Annotated in this window: 24 protein-coding genes; 10 read left to right on the forward strand and 14 right to left on the reverse strand. The window is 35.0% G+C overall.

Going from position 1 to position 23862, the window contains the following annotated elements; genetic code table 11:
- Positions 1–90 precede the first annotated feature (90 nt).
- Positions 91–1692, reverse strand: coding sequence for an esterase/lipase family protein (locus tag AC3WTA_RS04630; RefSeq protein WP_492332830.1), 1602 nt, complete (start codon positions 1690–1692; stop codon positions 91–93).
- Positions 1693–2240: 548 nt separating this feature from the next.
- On the opposite strand from AC3WTA_RS04630, the gene AC3WTA_RS04635 reads away from it, so the two are divergent.
- Complete coding sequence (locus AC3WTA_RS04635) at positions 2241–3080, forward strand: arylamine N-acetyltransferase family protein (protein WP_000988431.1); 840 nt, start codon at positions 2241–2243, stop codon at positions 3078–3080.
- Positions 3081–3175: 95 nt separating this feature from the next.
- Here AC3WTA_RS04635 and AC3WTA_RS04640 read toward each other — a convergent pair whose 3' ends face one another.
- Positions 3176–3385: a hypothetical protein gene (locus AC3WTA_RS04640; protein WP_000830254.1), complete on the reverse strand. Its 210-nt coding sequence runs from the start codon at positions 3383–3385 to the stop codon at positions 3176–3178.
- Between the two features lie 216 nt (positions 3386–3601).
- The gene (gene exsG, locus AC3WTA_RS04645; RefSeq protein ID WP_000395677.1) at positions 3602–3754 is read right to left on the reverse strand and encodes an exosporium protein ExsG; all 153 of its coding nucleotides are present in this window, start codon (positions 3752–3754) and stop codon (positions 3602–3604) included.
- A 200-nt stretch (positions 3755–3954) separates the two neighbouring features.
- Here exsG and AC3WTA_RS04650 point away from each other — a divergent pair, with 200 nt between their 5' ends.
- On the forward strand, positions 3955–4845 hold the full coding sequence (locus tag AC3WTA_RS04650; RefSeq protein ID WP_000996461.1) for an excalibur calcium-binding domain-containing protein: 891 nt from the start codon (positions 3955–3957) through the stop codon (positions 4843–4845).
- A 128-nt stretch (positions 4846–4973) separates the two neighbouring features.
- Here AC3WTA_RS04650 and AC3WTA_RS04655 read toward each other — a convergent pair whose 3' ends face one another.
- Complete coding sequence (locus tag AC3WTA_RS04655) at positions 4974–5543, reverse strand: hypothetical protein (protein WP_000456962.1); 570 nt, start codon at positions 5541–5543, stop codon at positions 4974–4976.
- Positions 5544–5816: 273 nt separating this feature from the next.
- Here AC3WTA_RS04655 and ric point away from each other — a divergent pair, with 273 nt between their 5' ends.
- The 6 genes from ric (at position 5817) to AC3WTA_RS04685 (ending at position 12128) form a co-directional block, all read left to right on the forward strand.
- Positions 5817–6524 carry an iron-sulfur cluster repair di-iron protein gene (gene ric, locus AC3WTA_RS04660; RefSeq protein WP_000683169.1) on the forward strand — a complete coding sequence of 236 codons (708 nt, stop codon included), beginning with the start codon at positions 5817–5819 and terminating at the stop codon, positions 6522–6524.
- 211 nt (positions 6525–6735) lie between these two features.
- On the forward strand, positions 6736–9141 hold the full coding sequence (gene nirB / locus AC3WTA_RS04665) for an NADPH-nitrite reductase large subunit (RefSeq protein WP_000746928.1): 2406 nt from the start codon (positions 6736–6738) through the stop codon (positions 9139–9141).
- A gap of 15 nt (positions 9142–9156) precedes the next feature.
- On the forward strand, positions 9157–9474 hold the full coding sequence (nirD, locus tag AC3WTA_RS04670) for a nitrite reductase small subunit NirD (RefSeq protein ID WP_000616696.1): 318 nt from the start codon (positions 9157–9159) through the stop codon (positions 9472–9474).
- Positions 9475–9533: 59 nt separating this feature from the next.
- The gene (locus AC3WTA_RS04675; protein WP_492332831.1) at positions 9534–10958 is read left to right on the forward strand and encodes a uroporphyrin-III C-methyltransferase; all 1425 of its coding nucleotides are present in this window, start codon (positions 9534–9536) and stop codon (positions 10956–10958) included.
- Positions 10955–11665, forward strand: coding sequence for a sirohydrochlorin chelatase (locus tag AC3WTA_RS04680; protein ID WP_000676447.1), 711 nt, complete (start codon positions 10955–10957; stop codon positions 11663–11665). Before AC3WTA_RS04675 ends, AC3WTA_RS04680 begins: the two co-directional genes overlap by 4 nt.
- Complete coding sequence (locus AC3WTA_RS04685; RefSeq protein ID WP_078183116.1) at positions 11658–12128, forward strand: precorrin-2 dehydrogenase; 471 nt, start codon at positions 11658–11660, stop codon at positions 12126–12128. The genes AC3WTA_RS04680 and AC3WTA_RS04685 overlap by 8 nt, the downstream gene beginning before the upstream one ends.
- A 223-nt stretch (positions 12129–12351) precedes the next feature.
- Here AC3WTA_RS04685 and AC3WTA_RS04690 read toward each other — a convergent pair whose 3' ends face one another.
- Both AC3WTA_RS04690 and AC3WTA_RS04695 read right to left on the reverse strand, forming a co-directional pair.
- A complete protein-coding gene (locus AC3WTA_RS04690; protein WP_078183115.1) occupies positions 12352–13269 on the reverse strand; it encodes an AEC family transporter in 918 nt (305 codons plus the stop codon).
- A gap of 498 nt (positions 13270–13767) precedes the next feature.
- Positions 13768–13965 carry a PspC domain-containing protein gene (locus AC3WTA_RS04695; RefSeq protein WP_000737850.1) on the reverse strand — a complete coding sequence of 66 codons (198 nt, stop codon included), beginning with the start codon at positions 13963–13965 and terminating at the stop codon, positions 13768–13770.
- A gap of 574 nt (positions 13966–14539) precedes the next feature.
- On the opposite strand from AC3WTA_RS04695, the gene AC3WTA_RS04700 reads away from it, so the two are divergent.
- Positions 14540–15895, forward strand: a complete 1356-nt coding sequence (locus tag AC3WTA_RS04700) for an RNA-guided endonuclease TnpB family protein (protein WP_492332832.1) — start codon at positions 14540–14542, stop codon at positions 15893–15895.
- A 286-nt stretch (positions 15896–16181) separates the two neighbouring features.
- On the opposite strand, the gene narK is transcribed toward AC3WTA_RS04700, so the two are convergent.
- The 6 genes from narK to moaA all read right to left on the reverse strand — a co-directional run bounded on the left by narK (position 16182) and on the right by moaA (position 21553).
- Entirely contained in the window at positions 16182–17351 is a 1170-nt protein-coding gene (gene narK, locus AC3WTA_RS04705; RefSeq protein WP_000678171.1) for a nitrate transporter NarK, read from the reverse strand.
- A gap of 80 nt (positions 17352–17431) precedes the next feature.
- Entirely contained in the window at positions 17432–17665 is a 234-nt protein-coding gene (gene moaD / locus AC3WTA_RS04710) for a molybdopterin converting factor subunit 1 (RefSeq protein WP_000573685.1), read from the reverse strand.
- The gene (locus tag AC3WTA_RS04715) at positions 17662–18132 is read right to left on the reverse strand and encodes a molybdenum cofactor biosynthesis protein MoaE (protein WP_000582103.1); all 471 of its coding nucleotides are present in this window, start codon (positions 18130–18132) and stop codon (positions 17662–17664) included. Before AC3WTA_RS04715 ends, moaD begins: the two co-directional genes overlap by 4 nt.
- A 44-nt stretch (positions 18133–18176) precedes the next feature.
- Positions 18177–19466 (reverse strand): molybdopterin molybdotransferase MoeA, encoded by a 1290-nt coding sequence (locus AC3WTA_RS04720; protein ID WP_000890794.1) that lies wholly within the window; start codon positions 19464–19466, stop codon positions 18177–18179.
- A gap of 42 nt (positions 19467–19508) precedes the next feature.
- Complete coding sequence (locus AC3WTA_RS04725; RefSeq protein WP_001158147.1) at positions 19509–20522, reverse strand: molybdopterin-synthase adenylyltransferase MoeB; 1014 nt, start codon at positions 20520–20522, stop codon at positions 19509–19511.
- A 17-nt stretch (positions 20523–20539) separates the two neighbouring features.
- Entirely contained in the window at positions 20540–21553 is a 1014-nt protein-coding gene (moaA, locus tag AC3WTA_RS04730; RefSeq protein ID WP_000544619.1) for a GTP 3',8-cyclase MoaA, read from the reverse strand.
- A gap of 278 nt (positions 21554–21831) precedes the next feature.
- Between moaA and AC3WTA_RS04735 the strand changes: the two genes are divergently transcribed.
- On the forward strand, positions 21832–22524 hold the full coding sequence (locus AC3WTA_RS04735) for a Crp/Fnr family transcriptional regulator (RefSeq protein WP_000013864.1): 693 nt from the start codon (positions 21832–21834) through the stop codon (positions 22522–22524).
- A gap of 93 nt (positions 22525–22617) precedes the next feature.
- On the opposite strand, the gene narI is transcribed toward AC3WTA_RS04735, so the two are convergent.
- Together narI and narJ are read right to left on the reverse strand one after the other, a co-directional pair.
- On the reverse strand, positions 22618–23307 hold the full coding sequence (narI, locus tag AC3WTA_RS04740) for a respiratory nitrate reductase subunit gamma (RefSeq protein WP_000969205.1): 690 nt from the start codon (positions 23305–23307) through the stop codon (positions 22618–22620).
- Positions 23308–23324: 17 nt separating this feature from the next.
- Complete coding sequence (gene narJ, locus AC3WTA_RS04745) at positions 23325–23855, reverse strand: nitrate reductase molybdenum cofactor assembly chaperone (protein WP_000814221.1); 531 nt, start codon at positions 23853–23855, stop codon at positions 23325–23327.
- Positions 23856–23862 lie beyond the last annotated feature (7 nt).

Raw genomic sequence — 23862 nt, forward strand, 5'->3', positions numbered from 1 at the left:
TTCTGTTAATCTAATAAACATGAAAAAAGTACCGAACTCTTCTACTACAAAAGTTCGGTACTTTTTATATTAAAAACTTCTCATTCTTTCTTACTTCTCCACATAAACCGACTTAACAATTGTACGATTATACGGTTGTCCTTCTTTATTCGTCCCTTTTATATCCATCGTAACGTTATATACTCCTGGTTGCTTTATGTCCTTCAAAGCACCAGTAAACGTATTGTTATTACCCTTTTGTAATTCATTGTATTCAGAGACTAGTTTCCCTTCTTTATTAACTACTCTTACTGTTATAGAAAGATCCCCTTTCATTTCAGGTGCCACAGGTGATTTTTTCAGTTTATACTCAGATTTATTCACTTTAACTTTTGTAGGCATTTGGAGAACAAATGGTGCACCACTATCGTAATCGCTTACAATTAAAAATGCATCTTTCGACTGCTTCGCCATCATTTTAACTTTCCATTCTCCTACATCCATTTTATCAAATTTAAATGTTCTAATTGTCGCACCACCAAAGAAAGATTCACCTTCACCAGTAGTAATAACACTATCCTTATTTGTATACATTTTTCCTTTTGGAGACATCATTTGTACTTCTACATCAGAAGACGCTGTTAAGATAGAAACTATTCCTTCAGCTTTTTTATCAACCGTAACAGTTTGCTCTATCCACTGATTTTGTGGCAATTCTCCTCCTAATATGTTTTGATTTGAAGTTGTATTTAATTGTTCTATATTTTCATTTGAATTAGTGCTGGATGCTACTAAAGCTGGTACGGCTACATTTGCTGTACGTAAATATGGTTCAATTCGAGAGAAAACAGCAGATCCTTTTCGTATATTATCATGATCAAATCTGGAATCTGTAAATAAATGCGTTCCATATGGCAGCTTAGCACTCCACTCATTTACTAATCCATCATTTGAACCGTATGATGACAAATATAACCCGCCCATAGATAGCGCAGAAAATACTGGTCCCCAGCTAGTACCGGTAACCGTATAGTAACGGTTTAATTTAGCTGCTGGATTATTATCAATCGTTGAACGAAATTTTGCCATTTCCCCCATTTGTAATGAGTACGTACCATCATCTTTTTGACCTAATATAGAAGCAAGCCATTCTGCCCACCAACTATATGATAAATCCGCCAAGTTTGATCCATGATGTGGCGTCGCAAGCGTTATAACATTTCCAACAAATCGATTTGCACCATATTCTACTAATGCAGCCTGTGTATCGATACCGCCTTTACTATGTGCTACAATATTAACTTTTTTACCGAAGTGATTATATATTTCTTCTAATTTTTGTGCTAACAATTTTCCGTTATCCCACTGACTAGCTGACCCTTTCCCAGCAGCATCATATAATTGGATAAATACTGTTTGATAACCTGCTTTTAAAGCATAGTCATACATATCATTTATATCGTGATACACTGTCTTTCCATACCAACTATCAGCATTCCCATTCCTTCCTTGTACAAAAAGAATTGGAGGCTTATTCTCATCGTAATTAGCAGGTTTTTGACCTAAAAACCATTCTCCAGGTGTAAATACTTCTTTATCTGGAAAGCCTGTTTTAAGCTCTTTTACAACTTCTGCTCGCACATTTGTGCTAATCATTGGAACCATGATAAAAAATACAATTAGTAAAGCAACACATCTTCTCATCAATCGCATGTTACTCCCCCCACTTTTTTTGAAAGAAGGTGCTCTTTGTAATTTTTTTATCTTCTCTCTTAATACTAGATAATCTTTTTACTTAAACAAGATCTTGTCCCTATTTTCAAGAGATTACTAGTACCCCTTCTTCCTTAACACACGTTATTCTCTTTGATTCAATCTCTTCCTTTTGAGAGAGCGCTACAAAAAAGTTTCTCAACAATTGTTAACTTTACTGAATCCAAATATCCTCCAATTATTATTGTTTATATAAAGCATACAAATCTTGAAAAAACTTTAGTAAAAAAACACTTTATTACCAGCTAATTATAAAAAAGTTAATGAAGATATGTACTTTTATTTAATTAAATACAAACTAAACAAAATAGAGGCTTATAATATAAGACTTTCCTACCATTAAATATTAAACTGAAATTTCCGAATAGAAAATAATATTCCCAGAAACATATATTATGATAATTTCCGCAGACTTGAATTACACTTTTAGAAGTACTAACCTAGCGATGAGCAGAAGAAAATTCTGTAACAAGAAAGGAGAATGCTTTATGATGACCAAGTTACAAAAGGAGTTTTTTAAACGATTAAAAATTCCTGCAGAAGAAGTAACATTTGATGATTTAGATGAAATCCTCTTAAAAATGGGATTGATTCTCCCCTATGAAAATCTTGATATTATGGCTGGTACTTTTAAAGACATCTCAAAAAAGAACTTAGTAGAAAAGTTACTTATTCAAAAACGAGGCGGTCTTTGTTATGAATTAAACTCCTTATTGTATTACTTTTTAATGGATTGTGGATTTCAAGTATATAAAGTAGCTGGTACTGTTTATGATCTTTACGATAATAAATGGAAACCCGATGATGGTCATGTCATTATCATATTAAATCATAATAATAAAGATTATGTTATAGATGCCGGTTTTGCCTCTCATCTACCTTTACATCCAGTCCCTTTTAACGGAGAAGTCATCTCTTCTCAAACGGGTGAATATCGAATTCGCAAACGAACTACCCGAAAAGGTACACACATTTTAGAAATGAGAAAAGGGGCTAACGGGGAATCTACAAATTTCTTGCAATCTGAACCATCACATGAATGGAAAATAGGCTATGCCTTTACTTTAGATCCAATAGATGAGAAAAAGGTGAATAACATTCAAAAAGTGATTGTAGAACATAAAGAATCTCCTTTTAATAAAGGAGCTATCACTTGTAAATTAACTGATTATGGTCACGTATCATTAACAAATAAAAATTATACAGAAACCTTTAAAGGCACCAAAAATAAACGTCCAATAGAATCAAAAGATTATGCTCGCATTCTTCGTGAATCTTTTGGAATAACGCAAGTGAAATATGTAGGAAAAACACTAGAAAGAGGCTAGTTGACTAGAAGTATTTCATAATAAAGCAGATTCCATATTTAGAATCTGCTTTATTTTATATTTTGTTATAAAGAAATTTATTTTGCTCTTATCCTTTAATTTTCAATCATATACTCATCATCATATTTATCGTATTGGAGCCCTGATCCTATTTTTGATTCCGTAACTTGATCTCTTAAAAACGGTGCAGCTTCCATTTTGCTAGTTGCAATTTCAATTCCATATTTTTTCGTTAAATGGGCTAATTCTATTAAAAACCACTCTCTTCGCAATGTAACTGGAATATCAAATGTTCTTCTTTTCATATATAATAGCACCTCTTTAATTTCATAACTTAATGAACATCATTACACGCACGTGTGAAAACTACCTTTCATCACTAACATCCAATGAAACATTATAGTATATGCATGTCCATTTTAAACGTGCTATTACAAAACAACATTTCAGTTTACATAATCATATTATGTAAGAGTAAAAGAGAAAGGTATATCCCTTCTCTTCTACTCTAGAAATTTAAATTAAGAACATCTTGGTACACCTAAAGCTAAGAATAAACCTGCTATTCCCGCAGTAATCGGTACTTTTAACGTAATAACATCGTCTACTTTCGTTACTAAAAAGAAAGCATTACCTTCTTGTAATATACAAGTTACCAATAATTGAAATTCCATTTAACCCCCCTCCTTTCAATCGATATATTATACTTTATGAATTTCCTTTAAAAATGTAATAGGAAATACATCTATTTTTCCTTATATATAAAATAAATGTTTATAAGTCTATTAAAAATACTAAATTTATATAAATCGTGTAATATCCAATAAGTTCCTATATAATCAATAGTGAAAATCTTACAAATGGAGGTATAAAAATGGCGATTTTGAGTAATATTGGTGCAGCTTTATTTTTTATTGCTTTTATTCTTTTAATACTATGTATCATTTCATTCTTTAAGAAAAATGGAAAAGCAAAACACTATGGTCGTCCTACTGTTATTCTTTTTATGATTTCAATTCTCTTAATAGGAATGGGCACTACAAAATCTGAACACCCAGTCATCGATTTTTTTGCTACTTTAAGTTTAATTTTATTTATTTTTTTCCTTGTTCTAGCAATCTTATCCGTAATTAAAAAGACAGGTGTAGCAAAAAAACAATTTATTATCACTGCTATTTTATTTGTCATTTTTGTTGCATTATCAAGTATTTCAGCTCCTTCTTCTGAAAAGACGACAGCAACAAATAAACAAGTCGCTTCTAATAATGCAGAGAAAAAAGATGATAAAAAGAAAGAAGCGGACGAGAAAACTCAAAAACAAGAAGATGAGAAGCGTCTAGCCGATGAACAAGCTCGTAAGCAAGAGGATGAAAAACGCCAAGCCGAAGAGCAAGCTCGTAAGCAAGAGGATGAAAAACGTCTAGCTGATGAACAAGCTCGTAAACAACAAGAAGAACAAAAACGTCTAGCTGATGAACAGGCTCGTAAACAACAAGAGGAGCAAAAACGCCAGGCTGATGAACAGGCTCGTAAACAACAAGAAGAGCAAAAACGCCAGGCTGATGAGCAAGTTCGTAAACAACAAGAAGAACAGAAAAAAGCACAGCAAGCTCAAACACAACCTGCTGCAAGTAGCAATAGTAATGTAACTTACAAAAATTGTACTGAAGTTAAAAATGCTGGGAAAGCTCCATTATATAGAGACCAACCAGGTTATAGCTCTAAACTCGATCGTGATGGTGATGGAGTTGCATGTGAAAAATAGTAATGAAAAAAGAAGCTTAGTAGAAGCTTCTTTTTTTTACTGTTACGTATAAAATCTAATTACTCTTCCATTCTTGTAAGCAATATATCAATTTAAAATAGCATCTTATTTTTTAAATACTTGTAACATTAACCATTAACTGGATCTATACTCCAATTAATGATTTCAATATGTTTCACCTCCACTTTCCCTTTGACAAGAACATGTGGAATTAGGTGAAACATCCCAAATCTTCTACCCTTTTCGTATTCATCTCTGTAATATTCTTTTGTGCAGGTATTTAATTGCTTTAATTCTCTATATTCATTAAAGTTGATGAGTTCTATTTCACATTCTTTTAATTCTCTATTTGGTCCATCCCAATTATGCTTTGAGTACTTGTATATTGCCATACACTGACCATTCAGTGCACTAATAGGAATTTTATAAAACAGTTTATTTGTATTAATGTTTATTCCTATTTCCAGTAATACTTTATAAATCTCATAAGGATGCAGTGGTAAAAAATGCACAACATCATTCCATAAACATTCTAGTTTTGGTATTTTACGTGTTAATAAGTTCTCCCTTTGAGTATGATCTTTATATTTTTGTATATACTCACCATATAAAATTGGATATACCCTTTTCAATTCATTTAATGGGATTAAATATTCTCCTTTTAGTTCTTCTGGTACCATATGATAAACATATTCCATAAAAACCTCCTATAAAAGATATACTTCCTACCCAAAAGCGTCTTAGATTGATAGAAAATAAATTTGTAAATCATCTATACCTTAATAATGCACTATGGATAATTTCCTGCTCAAAAAATTCTTCGTCATCAGTTCTATTATTTCTTCTATTAAATATCACTCCTATTATTCTCAAATCAGACACATAATAAGTGATTTCAATCACCACATTGTTTTTCATTTATCGCTATTCTTAATTTAGATATTACATTTAAACTTTATGGAGGCATTCATATGAAACATACATTTACTGAAACTTCAATTGTTGGTGAGATTGTTACACAATTTCCGAAAGCTAGTGATCTTTTTAAATCGTATAGAATAGATTTTTGTTGTGGTGGTAATAAGCCACTTATTGATGCAATTCATGAAAGAAATTTATCAGCTTCTGAAGTAATTACAAAGTTAAATACGCTTTATCATAATACGAAACGATTAAATGAATCTGAAATTGATTGGAAAAATGCTTCTTATCGCGAATTGATTGATTATGTAATTAATAAGCATCATCGTTATTTAAATGAAGAGTTACCGCAGTTAAGTCCATATGTGACGAAAGTATTACGCGTTCATGGAGCAAATCAGCCTCATTTAGCTCAAATTCATAAGCTGTTTCATGAACTTAAAATGGAATTAGAACAGCATTTAATTAAAGAAGAAACGGAAGATTTTCCATTAATTTTAGAATTTGAACAAAATCCAACTGATGAAAACTATGCAAAATTACGTAAAGTAGTAGATGAACTAGAAAATGAGCACAATCATGCCGGAAATATTATAAAAGAACTTCGTAAAGTGACAAATGACTTTACTCCTCCAGAAGGAGCTTGCGGCACTTATCGACTTGTTTATCAACGTCTTGAAGCGCTAGAGTCTGATTTATTTGAGCATATTCATTTAGAAAATAATATTTTATTTCCACGTGCAATTACGAGAGCATAAATAAAAGCAGGACATGAGTATTTCTACTCATGTCCTGCTTTTTCATTACGTGAATAACATCCACACTTCTCCCCTTCACATTAACCCGAATTTTAACAATTTGTGAATTATTATATAAGTGTGATAAATATCACATCTCCCGCTTTTTTGATTTTCTATAATAGAAATATAATCCTTTGTTCAATATTTCACATAAAAAGGGGAAACGAAAATGAAAAAACGTTTAGTGATGATCGGAAATGGTATGGCTGGCATACGCTGTATGGAAGAAATATTAAAACATGATAGTGATTCATATGAGATTACAATTTTTGGAGATGAACCGCATCCAAACTACAACCGTATTATGCTCTCTCATGTTTTACAAGGCAAAACAAATATGCAAGATATCATTATGAATGAATATAGTTGGTACGATGAAAACGAAATAACTTTGTATACAAATGAAAGAGTTCAAAGTATTAATCGAGAAGAAAAAATTATTACTACAGAAAAAAATCGTACTCTTACATATGACAAGCTCATTATAGCAACAGGTTCTAGTGCTTTTATTTTACCTGTTGAAGGTTCCACACTTCCTGGTGTAACAGGATTTCGAACTATTGAAGATACACAATTTATGATAGATACCGCTAATGAAAAGAAAAAGGCCGTTGTCATTGGTGGCGGGTTACTCGGTTTAGAAGCCGCAAGAGGTCTAATTGACTTAGGAATGGACGTACATGTTGTTCATTTAATGCCTAGCTTAATGGAGCAACAACTAGATACGAAAGCAGCTTCTCTTCTGCGTGAAGATTTAGAAGCACAAGGCATGAAGTTTTTAATGGAAAAGAAAACTGTAAAAATTCTTGGTACAGACTATGTTGAGGGCATTCAATTTGAAGATGGTGAAGTTGTAGATTGTGATTTAATCATAATGGCTGTCGGAATACGACCAAATACGAAAATAGCAAGAGATGCTGGTCTCATTGTCAATCGAGGCATTGTAGTCAATGACTATATGCTTACAAATGATGAATCCATTTATGCAGTTGGCGAATGTGCAGAACATGATGGTATCGCATATGGACTTGTTGCCCCTCTTTATGAACAAGGCGCAATATTAGCGAAACATATAACGAATTTACAAACTGATGGATATACGGGCAGTATCGTCGGTACGCAATTAAAAGTTGCTGGTTGTGATTTATTCTCTGCTGGCCAAATTTATGAAGATGATCAGACGAAAGCAATTTCAATATTTGATGAATGTAAACGTTCCTATAAAAAAGTATTAATTCGTGATAATAAAGTCGTCGGTATCGTTTTATATGGTGACACAGCTGATGGCACACGCCTCTTTAGCATGTTAAAGAAAGAAGAAGATATACAAGAATATACAGCCGCTTCCCTTCTTCACAAAGCTGGTGAAGAAATTGAACTTGACGTTGCTACAATGAGTGCAGATGACACGATTTGTGGATGTAATGGTGTTACGAAAGGTACAATCGTTCATGCCATTTTAGAGCAAGAGTTAACTACTTTTGAAGAAGTAAAAGGCTGCACGAAAGCCGCAGGATCTTGTGGTAAATGTCGTCCGCTTGTGGAACAAGTTTTATCTCATACACTCGGAGATGCTTTTGATGCTTCTGCGCAGTCTGCTGGTATGTGCGGATGTACAACTTTATCACGTGATGAAGTCGTAGCAGCCATTCACGAGAAAGGCTTAAAATCTCCAAAAGAAGTACGCAATGTTCTTGGTTTTGCACATGAAGACGGCTGTTCAAAATGTCGCCCTGCTTTAAATTACTACTTACGGATGGCGATTCCAGAAGAATATGAAGATGATAAATCATCTCGTTTCGTTAATGAAAGAATGAATGGTAACATTCAGCACGATGGTACATTTTCTGTTATTCCACGTATGTACGGAGGCGTTACAACAGCTGATGATTTAATGAAAATTGCTGAAGTTGCGAAAAAATATGACGTCCCTCTTGTGAAAATTACAGGTGCGAGTCGAATCGGCTTATATGGTGTAAAAAAACAAGATTTACCTAACGTATGGGCTGACTTACATATGACTTCGGGATATGCGTATTCAAAATCTCTTCGTAATGTAAAATCATGTGTTGGTTCTCGCTTCTGCCGTTTCGGTACGAAAGATTCATTAGGACTTGGTATGCTACTTGAACAATCATTAGAAATGGTAGATACACCACATAAAATGAAGATGGGTGTAACGGGCTGTCCTCGTAACTGTGCGGAAGTACTAACGAAAGATTTTGGCGTTGTTTGTGTCGAAAATGGATACCAACTTTATATTGGCGGAAATGGTGGTACAGAAGTACGCGAAGCTGATTTTGTAATGATTGTCCCAACTGAAGATGATGTCCTTCGCATCGCTACAGCTTACATGCAATATTATCGTGAAACTGGTATTTATGGAGAGCGTACTGCCTACTGGACAGAACGTTTAGGCTTCGATCACATAAAAGAAATACTACAAGATGCAAGTATGGTGACTACGCTAAATGAACGCTTCCAAACAGCTCGTAGCACATATACGGAAGCGTGGGGACAAGCACTAGAAACGAAGTCATTAAAAGCGATGTATGAAGTAGAAACTGTGAAATAAGGAGCTGTGATCTATATGATACAAACGAAAGAAAAAATAAAAGTTATGCGTGCGGAAGACCTTCCTATTCAAATCGGTAAAGAAGTGCAAATGAAAGGTACGTCTATCGCCCTATTCCGCCTTTCAAATGGGGATATTCGAGCTGTAGAAAATCGTTGTCCTCATAAAAACGGACCGTTAGCAGAAGGAATTGTATCTGGAGAATTCGTCTTTTGTCCACTGCATGATTGGAAAATCTCATTAATAACAGGTGAAGTTCAAAAACCTGATGACGGCTGTATCCAAACATACGAAGTAGAAGTTATTGATGGTGACATTTATATAAACATGTAATTTACGAAAAGAAGCCTCCCCCTGGCTTCCTTTTACATAAAAATAGAAGAGGTGCGATTATGAACGGATATGTATATTTAGTTGGTGCAGGACCAGGTGATGAAGGGCTTATTACAAAGAAAGCGATAGATTGTTTAAAGCGTGCAGATATCGTTTTATATGACCGTTTATTAAACCCTTTCTTTCTTAGTTATACAAAAGAAACATGTGAACTTATTTATTGCGGCAAAATGCCAAAGAATCATATTATGCGACAAGAAATGATTAACGCCCACCTCCTTCAATTCGCACAAGAAGGAAAAATCGTTGTCCGATTAAAGGGCGGAGATCCATCTATTTTTGGCCGCGTTGGTGAAGAAGCAGCAACTTTAGCAGCAGCGAACGTTCCATATGAAATCGTACCAGGTATTACATCTAGCATCGCCGCTAGTAGCTATGCAGGTATCCCCCTCACCCACCGTAACTACAGTAATAGCGTCACTTTACTAACTGGGCATGCGAAAGGCCCTTTAACCGATCATGGAAAATATAATTCATCCCACAATAGCAACACAATTGCCTACTACATGGGTATAAAAAACTTACCTACAATTTGTGAAAACTTACTACAAGCAGGAAAGAAAAAAGATACGCCAGTAGCCGTCATCGAATGGGGTACAACCGGAAAGCAGCGCGTTGTCACTGGAACACTTTCAACCATTGTTCCTATCGTCAAAAACGAGAATATTTCAAATCCATCCATGACAATTGTTGGTGATGTCGTTTCCTTACGTAATCAAATCGCTTGGAAAGAACGTAAACCATTACATGGTAAAAAAGTTTTATTTGCATCCGCAACAAATAAAACAAGTTCAATGGTGCAAAAGTTACAAGAAGCCGGTGCAGAAATATATCAAATTCCAACTTTCAAAAAGGAAGAATACACATTAACATTTGAACAAATCAATGAAATTTTTAACGTTGATCGCCTTGTTTTTTGTTCAGCTGAAAGTGTAGAAATATTGATGCGATCATGTAGTAAACATCAGAAAGATATTCGTTCCTTACAGGCGAAACTGCAATATATGAACGTTGCCACTCAAGAAAAACTGATGCAATATGGGCTACTAAGTAAACAAGCAGCATTCTCTTCTGATACTACTGTTTATTTAGGCAGAAATATTAATCGGATTGCTTTTATTCAAGAGAAAATTGGTGCCGGGTCATATATGATGACTCATGCGTATACAATTGATCATCGTTTCGATGAAGTCCATTCTCGTATGCTTTCTGAATTCTCATGGGATAGTATTGTATTTGAAGGGCGTGCCTCAATTGATACATTTCTATCAGAAATAAAACGCCTTGGCTTTATCGATATTCTTACTCTTCCCTTCTCATATACCGATATTCCAACTTTACACTATGCGAAGAAAATCGGGTTTTATAACGTAGATCAACAATTACAAGACATGATTATGAAGAAAGACATGGTGGGACAATGAAAGGAATTGTATATGTTGGACACGGTAGTCGCCTGCAAGAAGGTAATGAACAATTCATTCACTTTATTCAATCTGTTATGAAAGAACGTAACGAACAGATTCAAAAAATAGCTTTCCTAGAACTAACGACACCTACCATTCAAGATGTAGTTACAGAAACGATACTAGAGGGCGCAACTGAAATAATGATTGTACCTGTTTTATTATTTGCAGCAGCTCACTATAAACGTGACATTCCTTTTGAAATAGAGCAACTACAAAAGAAATATCCACAAATAACATTTTCAGTTGTACCACCCTTTAGTACGCATCCACATATGGTGGAACTTGTAGTAAAAAGAATACGTGAAACTATGCCAATGCAAGATAGTAGTATTTTACTCGTAGGGAGAGGTAGCAGTGATCCACAGCCGATACATGAGTTACAACAAATCGGAGCAACGGTCGAACGAAAACTCAGTATGCCAGTATCGTGCTCCTTTTTAACGAAAGGAGCGCCCTCTTTTACTGCTGAGCTCAAGGCTATAACATCGACTGCCTCCCATGTTTATGTCATGCCGTACCTTCTCTTTACCGGATTGTTGCTTCAAAAAATTAAGTTGCATACGAAAAAATATGATCACGTTACGACTTGTAACTGTCTTCAGTTTGATACATATATGAAATTAACATTGTTAGAACGAATGGAGGAATGTGTGTATGTATGACATGTACCCTCTTATGTTTAATCTAAATAAAAAAGTGGTCGTGATTATTGGTGGAGGTAAAATTGCATATCGAAAAGCGTCTGGATTAAAAAATACAGGCGCTTTTGTGACCGTTGTCAGCCCAGAAATTTGCGAGGAAATGAAGGAACTACCTTTTATTACTTGGAAGCAAAAAACTTTTAGTAATGATGATATTAAAGATGCTCACCTTATTTATGCAGCTACAAATCAACATGATGTCAATATGATGGTCAAACAAGCTGCCCATGATTTTCAATGGGTTAACGTTGTAAGTGACGGTACAAAATCATCGTTTCACACACCGGGTGTCATTCGATATGATGAATATGTTGTCACTATTTCAACTTCAGGTAAAAATCCATCGTTTACAAAGCGTTTGAAGCAGGAACTAACATCTATATTTCCTAAACTTATAAAAAAGCTTTCTCGTACTCACAAATAATAATCTATTTCTTAACTAAAATAGTAATTACCTTTGGACAAACGTTTTTTAGAAGCGTTTGTTCTTTTTGTTTTGGTTCCTTTTTTGAATTAAGCCGCTTGATTATCAGGCATGGTACAATTGTAAACGACACCTAATATATCAAAGACTGTTTTCTTCTCATATCGATGGGATTTCTGTCCATCATTTACCGCCTCAAATCTATTCGTTTTTGCACGTATATTCAAAACAAAATATATGACAAATAAATAACGACAGTTACTGTAATAATGCTGAAAAGTGTTGAAAATAAAACGATTTGTGCATGTAATTCAGGCTCTATTTGATACTCCATAGCAATGGTTGATGTATTTCTTGAAGTAGGAAAAGAACTTGCAATAAATAATAATTGTGCAACAATACCATCAATGTTTAGTAGGTATATCATGGCAAGTGCTAATAATGGTCCCATCAATAATCTTCCAATTAAAGCCCATGTTATGACTCGATGGAAAAAATTAAGCTTAATGTTGGATAATTGCGCTCCTAGCAATATGAGTGCTATTGCAACAAAACTATTCGCAAGCTGATTAAGAGGTAGAAAGATATAATTAGGTATTTGAATTGTAAAAGATTGAAAGAGAACCCCTAATATGAGTGCATGAAATACAGGTAGTCTTAGAAATGATTGAATAATACTTCCGATTGTTTTTGTTGCTGATAGTAAGTTATATATCCCATATGAATAAGTTAAAAGATTCTGGAAAATGACAATGAAAATCTGAATGGAAACCCCCACTGGATTGTGACTGAAAATCAATTGACTTACTGGTAATCCATAATTACCGGAATTCATTAACGAAATGCTATTTTTTAGAGCTGCACTTTCTCCTTTTTCTAACTTTAATGTTTTTGAAATGAAATGACTTACTATCATCACACTCAGACTGTAAAGTATTAAATAGTATATTATCTGGAGCAACAAACCTGTTTCTATACTAATATCATATATATTCACAAATACAGCCGCTGGCATCAAGCAATAAGTAATAAGTGTAGATAGCTGCTTTAAGTTAAATTGGAACTTTCTTTGTAAGATTGCACCAATTAGCATCAATATTAATATTGGTAATATTACGTCTAATATAATAAAAACAAACATTTAAAACCTCATTCTACATATATTTTAGTTGGATTAAACGCTCTCTTTTCCTTAACATATCAAATATGACTCATAAAGAAAATTAGGGATTATTTATACAAATTCATAATTTTATCTTATCACCCTAAACTGTATTCTTTATTTTAAGTGTATTTTTTCACAATATCCATTAGCCTTACCCAAAAATCTGGGCCTAAAAATATGCAGTTTTTTCTCGTTATAGATACCTCCATATGTTTTTGAATTTCGAAACATTTCAATATTTTAATATTTTTTTATACATATTAATAGATATATTTTAGAAAGGAGCGACTATTTATCGATTCGTTAGCGATCAATAGTCATCGTTTCATTCAAAAGTTATTATTTTCGTTCTCGATATATTCCGACAAAGGCAAAGTCCCTTTCTAGTACGCTAAACGTGTAAGAGGCGAAGTACCTTTAGCTACTCGTTCCTTTAAAGTTCCCCATTGTGGAATTCGATTTAATTTCATACATTTATCGCTTAATTTCTTTATCTGTAGGCAAAACAATTGCAGCAATTATATAAAGTAACACTGTAAATCCACTAGTAAAAAAAGCTGATAATGCAGTTACTATGCGAAGAATACTTACATCAATTTCATACTTGTCGCTTAAGCCACCTAACACACCTGATACTTGTTTATCTTGAGTGGACTTATATAACTTTTTCATCTAAACACCCCGATCCAATTAAATATTTGTATGTTAAAAATTAGTTCGATCTTTGGAAGAAATTTAAACTTTCTTTAACTAACCTACCCTTTAATTGAATAACATCTGATATCTATATTTTAACATAAAATCCCATAAAACTTCTGGTTTTCATTTTAATACCACATTATTTTAGAAAACAAGCATTTGTTAAGATAGCAATATAACATATTGAAGCCTATTACTAAAAGAACCATCCTAGATTACTTTAGGATGGTTCTTTTTCTTTATCCTTTTCGGCAAGAAGACTCCATCTGATGTGTGTTACGGGTGAAACCCAACAAATCAGGTGGAGATGAATTGCTATCAGTAGGTAGACCAAACACTTTTGTTTCTTTTTGTCTTACGATACAATCTGCCCTTAGATAAGGAGGGAATAGATCGTAAGACAACGAAATTGGATAATCATAATCCTTTTGTTACTTGAGCCAATAGGAATTGCGATGCAGACTATGTTCACATTTTGTTCCGTTCCAAATATTGATTTGTCAAAAAAATAATTTTAATGAACTTTCTAAGAAAGGTGGTGAAAACTATGACTAGGAAGAAAGCAGTGAAAGTATTACGTAAACAAAAGAAAAGAGAAACTATGCAACGTTTTACGCAGAAACAAAATATCGGACGAGCTTGCCTGACTGCCAAAGAATTCCGCTTACTGCAACGCATGTCACATAGTTCAAAAGCATTGCGAAATGTTGGGTTGTACACGATGAAACAAAGTTATTTGAACCATAATAAAATGGCTACTGTAAAAGAAGTGGATACTGCCATGCAAGCCGATATGAACTACTGGGGCATTCAATCAAACTCTGTTCAAGCAATTCGTAGAGCCTTATATGCAGAAGTAAAGAGCTTTTTTAAAGCGATGGAAAAATGGAAGAAAAATCCTGAGAAGTTCACAGGTCGTCCTAAGTTTCCGAATTATTCTCGTCCAACTGACAAACGAATCATTGAAATCTATCAAGTTCCAAAAGTGGATGATAACGGATATTGGATGATTCCGATGAGTGTTGCATTCAGAAAAAAATTCGGTTCCATTAAAATACGTATGCCTAAAAACGTAAGAAATAAAAAAATCTCCTACATTGAGATTGTACCGAAGCAAAAAGGTCGGTTCTTTGAGGTGCATTATACATATGAGATGCACGTCTCTCAAATGAAGAAACAATCAGCGACCACTAGTAACGCTTTGAGTTGCGATTTAGGTGTAGATAGATTAGTAAGTTGCGTGACAAATACAGGTGATACATTTTTAATTGCTGGAAAAAAACTAAAATCCATTAACCAGTACTTCAACAAAATGATACGTAATCTCCAACAGAAAAATATAGAAAATGGACTTTCGAAACGTGTTGTAACGAATCAAACGGCTGCACTTTGGCATAAACGCGAACGACAAATAAATGGTTACATTTCACAAACTGTAGGCCTGTTGTTCAAAAAAGTGAAAGTATTTGGCATAGATACGATTGTCGTAGGCTATAACGTTGGTTGGAAACAAAGATCTGATATGGGGAAAAAGAATAATCAAACGTTTGTTCAAATCCCGTTTCATGAACTGATTGCAGCGATTGAGAATAAATGTATAAAAGAAGGGATACGATTTTTAAAACAAGAAGAAAGCTATACTTCTAAAGCTAGTTTTCTTGATAAAGATCCGGTTCCAGTTTGGTCTAAGGATGATAAAACTTATTATCGCTTTAGTGGCAAACGAATCACCCGTGGTCTGTACAAAAGTAAAGCAGGAACATGTATCCATGCTGATATTAATGGTGCGCTGAATACATTGAAAAAATCAAGAGTTGTAGAATTGGATGAAAGTCTTAAAGTGAAAACACCGATTCTATTAGAAGTACAAAAACGTAAGGCTGTTGCTTCGCGCATAGCTTAGTGGGTGCGTCAACCATCTATGTGTACTCGACTTGTCGGGGCTTGTAGTACACGCCGGATTCATCTGAGTGGTGGCTTCTTCCATAAGGAAGAACTGCTCTTTTTCGAAAGGGTGGTGCAAGTGGGAAAACAATCGTTCGTTGTCAGTACCAACCAAAAACATACTTGGGGTGTTACGGTAAGGTGGCATGAATGCTAGAGCGTCAAATGTCTAGCGATAGATGAAAAGACCTAGCTTTCTAACTCAAGCCCCCACTGAAACGCTTCATCTCAGTGGGGGTAGTTGACTAATGATTCTTTAACATCACTAACAGCTTCTCTTGACTATACATCCATACTGTAATGATTAAACAAGCAAGTGCGACTTCTGATAATGCCATAAATCCAATTGCATAATGACCTGTTAGTTGGAATAGTAAAGTTAAAATTAGGGGTGGGAAGAACCCTCCTAGTCCGCCTAAAGCTGAAACGAGTCCATTTACAATACCAGCTTGTTCTGAGAAGTACATTGGAACGAGTTTGAAGATTGTACCATTACCAATACCTGCGCAAAATGCGACTAGTAGGCAACCAAATGTATACACGTTCATACTAGGCATAAATGATAAAATAATACCTGAAAGTGTTAAACCGATAAATACGAAGATTAATATTTTAAACGGGTTAAACTTATCACCAAGCCAACCACCAATCGGACGCATCATTGTTGCTAATACGATGAATCCGGCTGTCCGCATACCTGCATCTACTTTTTCTAATCCGAAATGAGATACTAAAAAGTTTGGTAAGTATACTGTAAATGCGACAAATGATCCGAATGTTAAAAAGTAAAAGATACATAAAAACCAAAGTTTTTCATTTTTATATACACCTTTTATTTGTTCCATTAATGGTGTATTCACCTTTTTCTCCTTACGATCACCTAATAAAAAGTTCATAAGTGCAAATGCTGCAAGTAAAACTAAATAACACTGTACTGTCGTTCTCCAGCCAACTGAAGTTGCAATGACAGGTGCTAAAAACGAAGTAATTGCTGTTCCGGCGTTACCGACACCGTAAATACCATTTACAAAACCGTGACTCTCTTTCGGAAAGTATTTCGGTAAAGAAGTTACCCCTACGGAGAATACGGCCCCACCGATTCCGACGAATAAGCCACCAATAATTAAATCCATCATTGAATTGGCAACACTAATATAAAAGACAGGAAATAATAATAGAATAAAACTAATAAAGAATAATTTTCTTGCTCCGAAACGATTTGTCCAATAACCAATTGGAATGCGAAGAACAGAACCTAAAATAACCGGTACTGCTGTTACCATAGAAATTTGTCCCGCAGTTAATGGAATATCCGCTTTAATATAAGGCATTAATGATGATAAAATAACCCATACCATAAAACCGATAACTAGATTAGAAGTTTGTAAACTTAATTGAAAATTAGGACCTTTCATCCTGTTCCCTCCTATGTATGCATAGTTATATTCATTCCCTCCAGCCTAATCACGTCCTAACATGATTAGGCTGAAAAGAATCAACCACCACTTACTGGCGGAATCATTGCTATGACATCGCCAGTTTGAATGATATCATCCTCATTTGCATACTCTTCATTGATAGCGACCATTATCTCACTTGAAATTGCTACGTTGTATTTCGTAATAAGGACTTCCTTTAGTTCAGCAACCGTAATATTTTCACAATCTATGTGTAATGCTGACTTACTTACTTCTTCTTGTAAATGTGCAAATAATAGTACTTCAATCATATTCTCATCTCCTTTCTAGGCTCACCATTTACATACGCTACCTTCTCTAACTGATCACCTATCCATGACTCACCATCTTCCCAAAACTCTTTCTTCCATATTGGAACAATTTGTTTTATACGCTCCATAATATATTCGTTCGCCTCATAGGCAGCTTTCCGATGTGGTGTAGAAACAGCGACGACAACAGCAAGATCAGAAATTTGTAATGTACCAATGCGATGTGTAATGGCGACATTTGTCCCAGGCCACTTCTCTCCTACTTCGGTGCCAATTCTCTTAAGCTGTTTCTCCGCCATTGTCTTATAAGCTACATACTCTAAATATAGTGTACGACGCCCTTTCGTAAATTCTCTGACAGTACCAATGAAAGTTGCAACTGCGCCACATTCACGACGAATTACTTTGTTTGTAACTTCTTCAATTGAAATAGGTGTATCAATTACTTCATAATACGTATGTATCATCTTGCACCTCTTATCTTTGTATAAGTTAGCAACCTATTTTTCTATTATTTGTATGATCGAAGTGGTTCTTCCCACGGCCACTCACTTCCGGCGCTTGATTCTAATAACAGTACCGAAACAGTTATTCCTGCTTCAAATCCTCTCGTTCCTCCCGGCAGGACTATACATGCATTCGCCTCTGCAAGTGAAGAAATTGCACTAGATTTGTCTAAACCAACTGGTGTAGCTTGCAATGTTCCATCTACAATTTCCACTTTCCCTCGTACAAAACGAGTAAATGGGTTTGCTTTCAGAAAGTCTTTCTGTAATATTGCCTCTGCACGATATACGTGCGAATCTTTTCTATGCAAATATGTTCCAATGGCTGGCCGAACATATAATTCACAACCGACATAACAAGCTGAAGGATTACCAGATAGACCAAATAATAGTTTTCCTTCTAGCTCAGCTACAGTTGTCACACTTCCCGGTCGCATCGCTATTTTGTTGAAAAGCACATTAGCTCGTAATCTCTCATAAATAGCAGGTAAATAGTCATAGTCTCCTACCGAAACGCCACCAGTTGTAATTAAAATATCGACTTCTTTTATCGCTTTTTTCACAGTGTTATAACACGTCTCAAAATCGTCAGCGAATTGTCCATAATACTGTACAACTCCGCCCGCTCGTTCAACTTGAGCAGCTATCATATAGGAGTTACTATTTCGAATCTTCCCTGGCTTTAATTGTTCATGTACTTCAAGCAGTTCACTTCCTGTCGTTACAATTCCGATAACCGGCTGTTTTACAACGTAAACGGTACTATAACCAAACGTAGAAAGAAGCGCCACTACTCCAGGGTTAATAACAGTCCCTTTTTTCACAAGGATGGTATTTTGTTTTACATCTTCACCTTTAAAAGAAATGTTATCACCGGCGGCGAAGGAGCGTTTTAATTTCATATACGTCTTTTCTTTTTCTTCAAATCCTTCCGTTAGCTCTAACATAACAACCGCATTACACCCTTTTGGAATTGCGGCTCCGGTCATAATACGGACAGCTTGAAATGCTTTCACTTCTTCTGTAAAAACAAAACCGGCTCCAATTTCACCAATCACTTCAAACAGAATGGGATTACTGCTACTTGCTTCTTTTGTATCTTCTGCTCGAATCGCAAACCCGTCGTATGGAGAGCGATCAAAATGAGGGACATCATGATCTGCAATAACATCTTCTCCAAGAATTCTTCCGTAGCTTTCTATAAGAGAAACCTCTTCTATTTCACCTTGATGAGCGTATTTCATTACACGTGCCACTGCTTCTGCCACCGGAATTGGTATACGTTTTTCTAACATTCTTTTTCACCTCGTTTTAATAAGGGGCAACGCTCTTTCTGTTCATCCTATATATTTTGCGTATAATCGTTTTGCTATTTTCACATCATTTGTTCCATGAATAAATGCTCTACCGTCTGTAAATAACACGAAACGATATTCATCAATTAGAAATGATAGTAAGTAAGGCGTTTTTTGGACATGTACACTTTTTTGTAATCGTTTTTGAATTTCGTTTAAATTAAGATTTCTCTTTATTCCTGAACGGATTTGAACCGTATTCCGTCCGCATAGCACTTCCGTTTTCATCTGCGCTTCAAATGCTAGACTTGGATACGTTCGTGATTTCCCACAAGATGGACATGTAGTTTTTTTCTGTCTATTTACTTTTAATGAGAGATATTGATTGTTCCAAATATCAAATGATAACATCGTTCCTCTTAGCGACTCATAATCATCCACCAATATTTTCATCGCCTCTGTCACTTGGTGAGCAACAACCATCTGTACAGCTGGCTGAATAATTCCGGCTGTATCGCATGTTGCACCGCCCATAGGATGATCCATTAGACAGCGAAAACATGGTGTTTTCCCAGGAAGAATTGTATACGTTACACCGTAACTTCCAATGCATCCACCGTATATCCAAGGTATATTTTCTTTTTGTGAGATGTCATTTATAAGTAGGCGCGTATCAAAATTGTCAGTCGCATCTAATATGAGATCTACTTCTTTTGTTAACTCTTCTATTTCTTGCATTGTGACATCCGTTACAACTGGTACAATTTCCACTTCAGAATTAATCTTTCTTACATGTTCTGCCGCTGCAATTGCTTTCGGTTTAGACTGCTTTGCATCTTCTTCTGTATATAACTGTTGCCGCTGTAAATTACTCCATTCGACGTAGTCACGATCGGCAATTGTCAATTTCCCAATTCCCATCCTAACGAGCGCTTCCGCATTTGCAGCTCCTAGTGCACCCGCACCGATTAGGAGCACTTGCTTTTCTCTTATTTTGCTTTGTCCCATTTCACCAATTCCAGAAAACAATACTTGCCTTGAATATCGCTCTTGCATAGAGGATCCTCCTTTCACTATCCGCCAATGTAAGACATTTCAACTTTTGGACGTTTATTTGTACTTTCCGTCGTTCTTTCATCTGAATATCGATCTGTTCTATATCGCCATGTATGTTGTAAAATTTTTAATAGTGAGGCATCCGAAATATTTTCTCGAAGAAGCGTTCGCAAATCCGTTCCTTTTTCTCCAAATAAGCACGTATAAAACTTGCCGTCTGCCGAAATACGAGCTCTCGTACAAGAAGAACAAAATGACTCAGATACTGAAGTAATAAGTCCAACTTCGGCATCGCTCCCTACATATCGATACAATTTCGCAACTTCTCCAAAGTAACGAGGTTGAACAGGCTCAATCGGATATACGCGATTAATCTTCTCTATTAATTGTTCCTTCGTAATAACTTGTTCAAAGTTCCATCCGTTCGTACTGCCAACATCCATAAACTCAATGAAACGTAACTGTATTTCTTGTTCTTTAAAATACTGAGCCATAGGAAGAATTTGACTATCATTCATTCCTTTTTTTACGACCATATTTACCTTTACTTCTAATCCAGCTGCCTTCGCTGCTTCAATTCCTTTTAATACAGGTTTTGTGCTTACATTTCGGCCATTTATTTTTTTGAAGACGTGATCCTCTATTGCATCTAAACTAATATTTACACGTTTTAATCCCGCGTCTTTTAACGCCTTAGCTTGTTTTGCTAAATGAATACCGTTTGTTGTGAGCCCAATATCCTTTAAGCCTTCTAACTTTGCAAGCCTTGCGATTAACTTCGGTAAGTCTTTACGCAATAACGGTTCGCCGCCAGTAAGCCTAATTTTATTGACTCCCATACTTATAAACAATCTTGCTAATCTTTCTATTTCATCGAACGTTAATAATAACTCTTCTTGTAAAAAAGCGTAATCAGGTCCGAACACTTCAGCGGGCATACAATATGTGCACCTGAAATTACAACGATCAATAACTGAAATACGTAAATCTTGAAGTGGCCGTTCTAAAGAATCTTTCATTTTCTCGTGCATCTATATCCCTTCTTTTCTGCTCAAATCCTTAGTAAGTTTTCGTTTTTTTATTTGCTTTCATTATAAAAAAGAAGCGACATATTCAATGTGACATTTCTCACATCACTTTCCCCATTCAAAAAATCTTCACAAATCCGTTCGAATTTTGTTCACATCTTCAGTCTCTCCTCCTTACGGTCATTGAAATTTCACTTTATTTTTAAAATAGCTCTTGCATTTTCAGCATATTTACACTCAAAATAGGAAATGTATTGCTTATAAGAAGAAAGGTGATTGCTGTGGCAAACAGTATGACATTATCTCAAGATTTAAAGGAATTACTTGCATCTGTTGAATATAAAATGCAGATTAAAAAGGGGAGTTTTATTTTTCAAGAAGGTATGGAAGCAACAGAACTCTATATCATCCACTCTGGAAAAGTACAAATTAGTAAACTAAGTGCTGACGGGCAAGAATTAACACTCCGTATTTGTTCGGCATACGACATTATTGGAGAATTAACATTATTCACGGACAATGCGAAGTATTTATTAAATTCAAAATGCCTTGAAGATGTTGAAGTAGGAGTAATAAAGCGTGAAACCTTAGAAAAAGCATTACTCCAAAAACCCGCACTTGTATTTGAATTTATGAAATGGATTAGTGAACATTTAAGAAGAATGCAAACGAAGTTCCGAGATTTAGTATTACACGGCAAAAAAGGTGCCTTGTATTCTACTCTCATACGAATGACAAATAGTTATGGTGTGTTAAAGGAAAATGGTATTCTCATCGATTTACCATTAACGAATCAAGAACTTGCTAATTTCTGTGCAACTTCACGTGAAAGTGTAAATCGAATGTTAAATGAATTAAAAAAGCAAGGCACAATTTCTATTCATAAAGGAAAGATTACAATCCACGATTTACAATTTTTAAAATGTGAAATTGCATGTGAAGATTGCTCTACCTCTGTTTGTAGTATTGATTAGCATCTTATTTAGATACTTATACCTATAAGGAAAGCCGAGGTCTCCAATTAGATCTCGGCTTTCCTTATAAACTACTAAACATATAAAACTAAATCATTTTTTCAATTCATTTGGAATACGTCTTCTGTAAATCACATAACTACGGCTTAAGTATTTAATTGGGGCACTAAAAACATGTACCAGTCTAGTAAATGGCCATACTGCGAAAAGCCCCATCCCTGCAAGAATATGAATTTTAAACCATACAGGCACTTCCATCATATATTCGACTTTCGGTTGGAAAATAAAGAGACTTCGGAACCAAGGACCGATCGTTGTACGATAATCAAACCCTTTTGAGTCGATGTTTAAAAAAGTTGAAGAAAGTCCTGCTAGCATTACGATAAGTAATAAAATAAGCGCAATATAATCTCCCTTTGTACTCGTTGCAATGATGCGTTTTACTGTTACACGGCGGTACGTTAATATAATTAAACCGATGATAGAAGCAATACCTGCCGGAAGTCCGAAACTAATTGCTATTATGTGATACATATGCTCCGAAATACCTATTGAACGATATACAGCCTCTGGAATTAAAATCCCCATAACATGACCGCCAATTACGAACATGATCCCAAAGTGGAATAATAGACTTCCAATTCGTAGCATTTTCTTTTCTAATAGTTCACTAGATTTTGATGTCCATCCAAATTGATCATAGTTGTATCTGAAAATATGTCCACCGATAAAGATCGCAAAAATGATATAGGGAAACAATACCCATAGAAATTGATCCATCATTTTGACAACTCTCCTTTCTAATTTGTCTGTACACCCCATGTATCGATAGCGAGTAGAACAGCCGCAAGAATCGGTTCATACATACTACCTGCTTCTTTTAACTGTACGTGTAATGCTTGTATGTTCTCCTTGTATTTACTCATAATTGGTTCACTGTCTTGCTCATTTGCATTTGCAAAAAACTCGAGTAATAACGGTAAATAATCAGGTAGTTCTTTATCTGTTACTTCAAAACCAGATTTTTTATAATGCTGCTTTAACTCTAGTAATTCAATACCTCTTTCTCTTTGTTCGCCGGTGTTCATATAAGTTAAATACATATTTGTCTTTTTACCAAAATCAAATGTATATACGTAACAGTCAATTAATTGATCATCCATTTTATCCAGCGCTTGCTTTATAAATGCTGTAAGTGATGCTTTAACGTCTTCCTGTTCAATCGCTTCAATCTCTTCTTGCAATTCAGTTAAAGCTTCTCTCCACCCGAGTTCCGGATAGGAAAGAAGGAATGAAGAACATGAAAAAGCAGTTTGTAAACTTTGTTTCATATTTTTC

This window comes from Bacillus sp. EB106-07-01-XG149 (assembly GCF_058791555.1).